Genomic DNA, 7,137 nt, shown 5'->3' on the forward strand with positions numbered 1-7,137 from the left:
TAAATTCCGAAACCCCAATTGCGAAAGCAGTTGGGGTTTTGTTTTGCCCGTAGAAAAATTATTGCTTAGTCAGCGAACAAATTTGCACAGTTATTTTCGAATCAGAACACTAGAATAGCCCCATCTTTTTCGGAGCCAGAGCCTGTATGTCAGAGTCGGTTGACGCCCGCGGGCTGTCAGAATTACCGCTGGAAGACCTGGTGGCCTGTCACGAGTGCGACCTGCTGATGCGCAAGCCACAACTTGCTCACGGCGAAAAAGCCATCTGCCCGCGCTGCGGTTACGAACTGTATGCCCATCGCCATAACGTGGTGCAGCGCAGCCTTGCCTTGGTGATCGCGGCATTGCTGTTGTACATCCCGGCAAACTTTTTGCCCATCATGCAACTCAATATCCTCGGGCAATCTTCGCAGGATACGGTCTGGAGTGGCGTGCTCGGTCTGTTCAACACCGACATGCAGGGTGTTTCAATCGTCGTCTTCCTGTGCAGCATGGCCATACCGTTGCTCAAGTTGCTGTGCCAGTTGTTCGTGTTGCTGACGATTCGCTTCGATGCCGGTCGCAGCTACGGCTTGTTGCTGTACCGCATTTACCACCACCTCAAAGACTGGGGAATGCTCGAGGTTTACCTCATGGGCGTTCTGGTGGCGATCGTCAAACTGGCGGACATGGCCGCGATCACCGTTGGCCTGGGCCTGGTGTGTTTCATTGGATTGTTGTTGGTTCAGGTCTGGCTGGAAGTGGTGATGTCACCGCATCAGATCTGGCAGGCGTTATCAGGAGAGGATGCTCATGCGGGCGATTGATGCGGGCATTCTGATTTGTACCGAATGCCACGAATTGAACAGGCAGGAAGCGGACACCGATGAGCAAAGCTGCACTCGCTGCGGCGCGCTGGTCCACGCTCGCCGTCCCAATAGCCTGGCCCGGACCTGGGCGCTGTTGATTACAGCGGCGATTATCTACATTCCGGCCAACGTGCTGCCCATCATGACTGTCAGTTCTTTGGGGCAGGGTGATCCGAGCACGATCATGTCCGGCGTGATCCAGTTGGTGCAGCACGGCATGATCCCGATTGCCGCCGTGGTATTCATCGCCAGTATTCTGGTGCCGACCTTCAAGCTGGTGGGCATCGCCTTGCTGCTGTTTTCGGTGCAACGACGTCAGCCATTGTCCGCACGGCAACGTATCTGGATGTACCGCTTCATCGAGTTCATCGGTCGCTGGTCGATGCTCGATATTTTTGTGATCGCCATTCTGGTGGCGGTCGTCAACTTCGGCCGGCTTGCCAGTGTCGAAGCCAACCTTGGCGCCATCGCCTTCGCCAGTGTGGTGATACTGACGATGCTCGCCGCAGTAACTTTCGATCCCCGACTGATTTGGGATAACACGGAGTCGGACGACGACCATGACTGATTTGCCTGTAGCGAAAACCCGACCGGCCTCGAACTGGTCCGCCATTTGGGTGTTGCCCTTGATCGCGTTGATCATCGGAGGCTGGCTTGGCTGGCGTGCCTATACGGAAACCGGTGTTGAAATCCAGGTTCGCTTCGAAAGCGGCGAAGGCATTCAGGCCAACAAGACCGAGGTCATGTACAAGGGCATGTCGGTCGGTAAGGTCAAGGCGCTCAAACTCGATGACGAAGGCAACTCCAAGGGCGTGATCGCCACCGTCGAGATGAACAAGGACGTCGAGCAATACCTCAAGACCAGCACGCGCTTCTGGCTGGTGAAACCGAGTGTGACCCTGGCCGGTATCACCGGCCTGGAAACCCTGGTGTCCGGGAATTACGTCGCGATCAGTCCCGGTGAAGGCGAGCCCGCCCGCAAGTTCAAGGCCCTGGCCGAAGAGCCGCCGCTGTCGGACTCCAAGCCCGGCCTGCACCTGACCATCAAGGCCGATCGCCTCGGTTCGCTGAACCGCGGCAGTCCGGTGTTCTACAAGCAGATCAAGGTCGGTCAGATCAAAAGCTACGTGCTGTCTGAAGACCAGAGCACCGTTGAACTCAAAGTCTTCATCGAGCCAACCTACGCCAAACTGGTGCGCAAACACACGCGGTTCTGGAACGCCAGCGGCATCAGCATCGACGCCAACCTGTCCGGCGTGAAAGTGCGCAGCGAATCCCTGGCGAGTATCGTCGCCGGTGGTATCGCTTTCGCCACACCGGAGAATCGCAAGGACAGTCCGCCGACTGACCCGAGTCTGCCGTTCCGTCTTTACGAAGACTTCGACGCCGCCGCTGCCGGCATTCGGGTCAAGGTCAAACTCAGTGACTTCGAAGGCCTGCAGGCCGGTCGAACGCCGGTGCTGTACAAGGGCATTCAGGTCGGCAACCTGAAAGCGTTGAAAGTTGATCCGGATCTGAACAGCGCCACCGCCGAGCTGACGCTTGATCCTCTGGCTGAGGATTATCTGGTCGACGGCACGCAATTCTGGGTGGTTAAACCATCGATTTCTCTGGCCGGTATCACCGGCCTGGAAGCGTTGGTGAAAGGCAACTACATCGCCGTGCGTCCCGGTGATAAAGGGGCTGCACCGAAACGTGAATTCGAGGCACGCCCCAAAGCGCCGCCGCTGGATCTGCGTTCTCCGGGGCTGCACCTGGTGCTGTTCACTGACGTCCTCGGTTCCATCGATGTCGGCAGCCCGATTCTGTACAAACAGGTCAAGGTCGGGTCGGTGCAGAGCTATCAGTTCTCCAAGACCCGCAAGCAACTGGTCATCGGTGTGCACATCGAGAAGGAGTACGAAAACCTGGTCAACGCATCGACCCGCTTCTGGAATGTCAGCGGTATCACCCTGACCGGTGGTCTGACAGGCGGGATTCAGGTGAAGAGTGAGTCGCTGCAGACCCTGATGGCCGGCGGTATTGCTTTCGAAACGCCGCAAGCCAAAGCGCCGTTGCAGAAGCGCATTCCGCGTTTCCGTCTGTTCGCCAATCATGACGAAGCCAATCAGAAAGGCGCGGTGGTGACGATCAAGGTTGATCGCGCCGATGGTTTGCGCAGCGGCACCCCGGTTCGCTTCAAGGGGCTGGATGTCGGCAAGATCGAAAGCGTTGATCTGACCGACGACCTGCAGTCGGTCATCCTCACCGCGCGCATCACTGAAGTGCCGGAGAAGATTGCCCGGGTGGGCAGTCAGTTCTGGGTGGTCAAACCGGAGTTGGGTCTGATCAAGACCCAGAATCTGGAAACCCTGGTTACTGGGCAGTACATCGAAGTGCAGCCGGCGGCGAAGAACCTCGGCCCGCAGAAGAACTTTGTTGCCTTGGCCCATGCGCCTGAAGTGACCAAGCAAGAGGCGGGTCTGAGTCTGGTCTTGAGTGCGGCCCGTCGTGGTTCGCTGAAACCGGGGGTGCCGGTGACTTACCGTGAAATTACCGTGGGTAAAGTCACCGGTTATGAACTGGGGCAGACCGCTGATCGAGTGTTGGTGCATATTCTGATCGAGCCAAAATACGCGCCGTTGGTGCGTAGCGGTAGTAGGTTCTGGAACACCAGTGGTGTCGGTTTTGATATCGGCTTGTTCAACGGGCTGACGGTGCGAACGGAATCGCTGGAGACGGCGATTCAGGGTGGGATTGCTTTCGCTACGCCGGACGGTGAGCGCATGGGCAATCCGGCGCGGGCTGAGCAGACGTTCCCGCTGTTCGACAAGTTCGAGGATGAGTGGCTGACGTGGGCGCCAAAGATTTCGCTCGGTAAGTAACCTCAAGCTCATCAGGCGTCTGGAAGTACGCCATCGCTGGCAAGCCAGCTCCCACAGTGGTCGGCGGTGTACTCACAATTTGTACATGACAAAAAACCTGTGGGAGCTGGCTTGCCAGCGATGAGGCCCTGAAAATCAGCACAAACCCCAGGCCATAAAAAAGGGCCGCGATCCGATGGGATCGCGGCCCTTTTTATTGCCGTCAGTTAACGCCGATCAAACCGCATCCAGCTCCGGTTCATCTGCTTCAACGTTCAGCGGCGCCTTCACCACATCATGACGACGGATATACTTCCAGTCCGCCTCGTCGATGTAGATGCCCGCCGGACCGCTGCCGCCTTCCAGGTCGATGGCGACACTGGCGCAAACCTGCGGTTTCACACTCGCCAGAATCGGCACGAAGCCCAGCTGCAGGCTGGTTTCCAGCAGGGCAGCCTGGTTCTTCTCGTCGATGTCCGCCGCCTCGTCGAGGTAGTACGGCAGACGCACGCGACCGGCGAGGTCACGGTCCATCAAGTGCAGCAACAAGTACATGTTGGTCAACGCCTTGATGGTCATGGTCGTACCGTTGGACGCCGCGCCGTCGATGTCGGTGTGAATCACCGGCTGACCGTTGACCTTGGTGATCTCGAACGCCAGTTCGAACAAGTCTTTGAGACCGAGTTGGTTGTGGTTCGCCGCCACCAGCCGCGCCAGGTATTCCTTGGCTTCTTCGTTCTTGTTGTCCTGCTCGGCGCTCTGGCTCAGGTCGAACACCGACAGGGTTTCGCCTTCTTCGTACTGGCCGGCGCTGTGGATGATCTGGTCGATGTGCTTGAGCGCTTCCTTGTTCGGCGCGAGGACGATGCGGAAGCTCTGCAGGTTGGACACCTGACGCTTGTTGATCTCGCGGTTGAACAGCGCCAGTTGATGCTCGAGGCTGTCGTAGTCGCTGCGGATGTTGCGCAGGGTCCGGGCGATGTCGGTGACCGCCGCACGACGGGCCTTGCCCAGCGTCAGGGCTTCATCGGTACGGTGCGCGTAAGCGTTGATCAGCAGCGACAGACGGCGCTCCATGTCGTCTTCGCTGTCGAACTTGGCCACGCCTTTCAGACGTACCTGCGCGTACAGCGCTTCGATCTGACCGTCGGCGCGCAGCAGGCCCTGCCAACTGTCCTGATAATCGTTGAGCAGCGGCAGCAGGTTGTCCATCGAGTCGTCGACCGGATCCATGAACGGCGTGCCGAACGGCAGATCTGCCGGCAGCAACTGACGACGGCGCAGCGCGTCGTCGAGGGTGCGCTGCTTGGCTTCCATGTCGGCGATCTGCCGGCCGACCAGTTGCAGCTTGGCCGACAGTTGCTGGACGCGCTCGGTGAACGCATCGCTGGAGCGCTTGAGTTCGTCCTGCGCGGCTTCCATCTGCGCCAGTTGCTCGAGTTTGTCGCCTTCTTCGGCGCTCAGGGTCTGGGTGCGACGGAAGTCTTCCAGGGCCTTCTGCGCGTCGAGCACTTGCTGGTACAGCGCTTCGGTCTGGGTCTTGCTCGCGGCGCGGTCGGAGGCTACAGCTTGTTGAGTCTTGAGTTGCTTGAGCTCTTTTTCCAGACGCTCTTTCTGGTCGCGCAGCGCGGCACGGTCGGCCAGTGCTTGCAGGGCCGGCGGCTCGATGTGCGAGATGTCGATCGACAGGCCCGGTACTTCGAAACGCTCGCCCTTGAAACCATCAAGAATCAGCTCAACCGATTTCACCCACTCGCCATCCTCGTCGAGGGTGATGCCGTGTTCGCCCAGCGGCAGGCTGAACAGCGCGCTGTTGAACAGGCGCATCAAGCGCTCGACGTCCTGCTGCGAGAACTCTTCGCGCAGGCGGGCGTAACTGTTGTTGTCGGCGTGATCGAGTTGCTGCTTCACCGATTTCAGGCGTTTTTCCAGATCGCGCAGACGCTCTTCCAGATCCTCGGCGCTGAACTGACGGGACTGCGCCAGCGCACCGGCCAGTTCGTCGTGAGCGTCCTTGGCCGCGAGCAATTGTTGCTCCAGGACTTTGACGTCATCGACCAGCGCGAAGCGGTTCTTCAGCACCGACAACTCGCCGAGCCAGCGCTGGATGCCGGAGATTTCCCGTTCCAGGCGCATCAGCTCCTGCGTGCCGCCACGTTGGTCGTTTTGCAGATCGTCCTGCTCGCGACGGTAGTGTTCGGCCTGAATCGTCAGCTCTTCCTTGCGCGCATTGGCGTAGTCCGACCAAGTGCCGAGCAACGAGTCGAGCAGCGGCGACAGGCGATGCAGTTTGCCGCGCAGCACGTCACGCTGTTTCACGCCGTTGGCCAAGGCTTCGACCAACGGGCCGGCGGCGACCAGCGAGTTGTAGTCCTGCTCCATGCGGCGCACATCGCGGAAGGCTTCTTCACACGCGGCAATGTAGTCGACGCTGCCGGAGCGCAGGCTGTGCTCGAAGGCATCGAGGAACAGCTGCTTCAACTTGGCCGCAGTGATTTCGCGCATGTGCAGCAGGTTGATGAACAGCGCTCGGAAGGTCTTCAGGCTCTGCTCGCTGGTGGAGCGCAGCGGGATCAGGGTCAGGTCCAGCGGGATCGAAGTATGCCCGCCAACCAGCAAGCGACGCAGTTCATCAGGCTTGAGTTCGTAGGCTTTCAGGCCTTCTTTCTCAAGGTTGCTGAACAGTTCTTTCTGGCGCAGGCAGGTGTCGTTCTTCTGGTAATGCGCCAGGTCGAGCTTGCCGGCGTAGGCAAAGAACTGGTGACCGAAGCCACCGCCCGGACCGCGACCGACCACGCCGATCACGTGTGGGCCGTGGGGCAGGTTCACTTCGACGAGGATGTAGCTGGTGTCGGAGGCGAAGTAGAAACGCCGCGATTGTTCCAGGCTGTACTTGCCGAAACTCATGTCCGACATGCGCGCCAGAATCGGGAATTGCAGGGCGTTGATCGACGCCGATTTACCGAGGTTGTTCGCACCGTAGACCGACAGCGGTTCTTCCAGCGGGAACAGGCCGAGGCTGTAACCGGCGGTGTTCAAAAGGGCAAAGCGGCGGATGCCGTAGCGTTCCTGGCTCATGCGTCGGACTCCTGTTCTTCGGCAATGGCTCTAGCCAGTGCGTCTTCTTCGCTTTCTTCGTCAAATTCGGACAGATCCAGTGGATCGTCAGTCTCGAGGAATTTAGCTTCGGCGGCTTCGTCGATCAGCACCGGTGCCGGCAGCGGCAGAACGCTGTGCACGCTGGCCGCCAGATCGCGGTCTTGTTGCACCGACAGGCACACATCGAGGAAACGGTGCATCGGCGGCAGGAAACGGTACACGCCGTTTTCTTCGCCGGCGAAACCGAGCTGGGTCATGCGGCGCATGATTTTTTCTTCGAGTTCTTCGACGGTCTGCACTTCGGCCTGAATGAACAGGTCGCGGTATTTATCCAGAAGCGACGGCAG

4 protein-coding genes and 1 pseudogene are annotated in these 7,137 nt (G+C 59.1%); 3 read left to right on the plus strand and 2 right to left on the minus strand.

Annotation, left to right across the window (positions count from 1 at the left end):
- Window positions 1-146: 146 nt before the first annotated feature.
- From DBR24_RS22950 to DBR24_RS22960, 3 genes are read left to right on the plus strand one after another with little or no spacing between them, the layout of a single operon-like run.
- Window positions 147-806, plus strand: a complete 660-nt coding sequence (locus DBR24_RS22950) for a paraquat-inducible protein A (RefSeq protein WP_123462980.1) — start codon at window positions 147-149, stop codon at window positions 804-806.
- Window positions 793-1,416, plus strand: coding sequence for a paraquat-inducible protein A (locus DBR24_RS22955; RefSeq protein ID WP_123462982.1), 624 nt, complete (start codon window positions 793-795; stop codon window positions 1,414-1,416). Before DBR24_RS22950 ends, DBR24_RS22955 begins: the two co-directional genes overlap by 14 nt.
- Window positions 1,409-3,712 carry an intermembrane transport protein PqiB gene (locus tag DBR24_RS22960; RefSeq protein WP_128615890.1) on the plus strand — a complete coding sequence of 768 codons (2,304 nt, stop codon included), beginning with the start codon at window positions 1,409-1,411 and terminating at the stop codon, window positions 3,710-3,712. Before DBR24_RS22955 ends, DBR24_RS22960 begins: the two co-directional genes overlap by 8 nt.
- A 216-nt stretch (window positions 3,713-3,928) precedes the next feature.
- On the opposite strand, the gene mksF is transcribed toward DBR24_RS22960, so the two are convergent.
- Together mksF and DBR24_RS31310 are read right to left on the minus strand one after the other, a co-directional pair.
- Window positions 3,929-6,769, minus strand: a complete 2,841-nt coding sequence (gene mksF / locus DBR24_RS22965) for an Mks condensin complex protein MksF (protein ID WP_128615891.1) — start codon at window positions 6,767-6,769, stop codon at window positions 3,929-3,931.
- Window positions 6,766-7,137 (minus strand): annotated as a pseudogene (locus DBR24_RS31310) (chromosome partitioning protein); the annotation flags it as partial. The gene mksF and the pseudogene DBR24_RS31310, both read right to left, overlap by 4 nt.

Origin of the sequence: Pseudomonas sp. HMWF006, from assembly GCF_003061205.1 — a bacterium.
Classification (GTDB): Bacteria; Pseudomonadota; Gammaproteobacteria; order Pseudomonadales; family Pseudomonadaceae; genus Aquipseudomonas; species Aquipseudomonas monsensis.

Excerpts from the sequence above, each read along its gene's own strand:
- DBR24_RS22950 (WP_123462980.1), top strand. The coding sequence starts at position 147 with ATGTCAGAGTCGGTTGACGCCCGCGGGCTGTCAGAATTACCGCTGGAA.
- DBR24_RS22955 (WP_123462982.1), top strand. The coding sequence starts at position 793 with ATGCGGGCGATTGATGCGGGCATTCTGATTTGTACCGAATGCCACGAA.
- DBR24_RS22960 (WP_128615890.1), top strand. The coding sequence starts at position 1,409 with ATGACTGATTTGCCTGTAGCGAAAACCCGACCGGCCTCGAACTGGTCC.
- mksF (WP_128615891.1), bottom strand. The coding sequence starts at position 6,769 with ATGAGCCAGGAACGCTACGGCATCCGCCGCTTTGCCCTTTTGAACACC.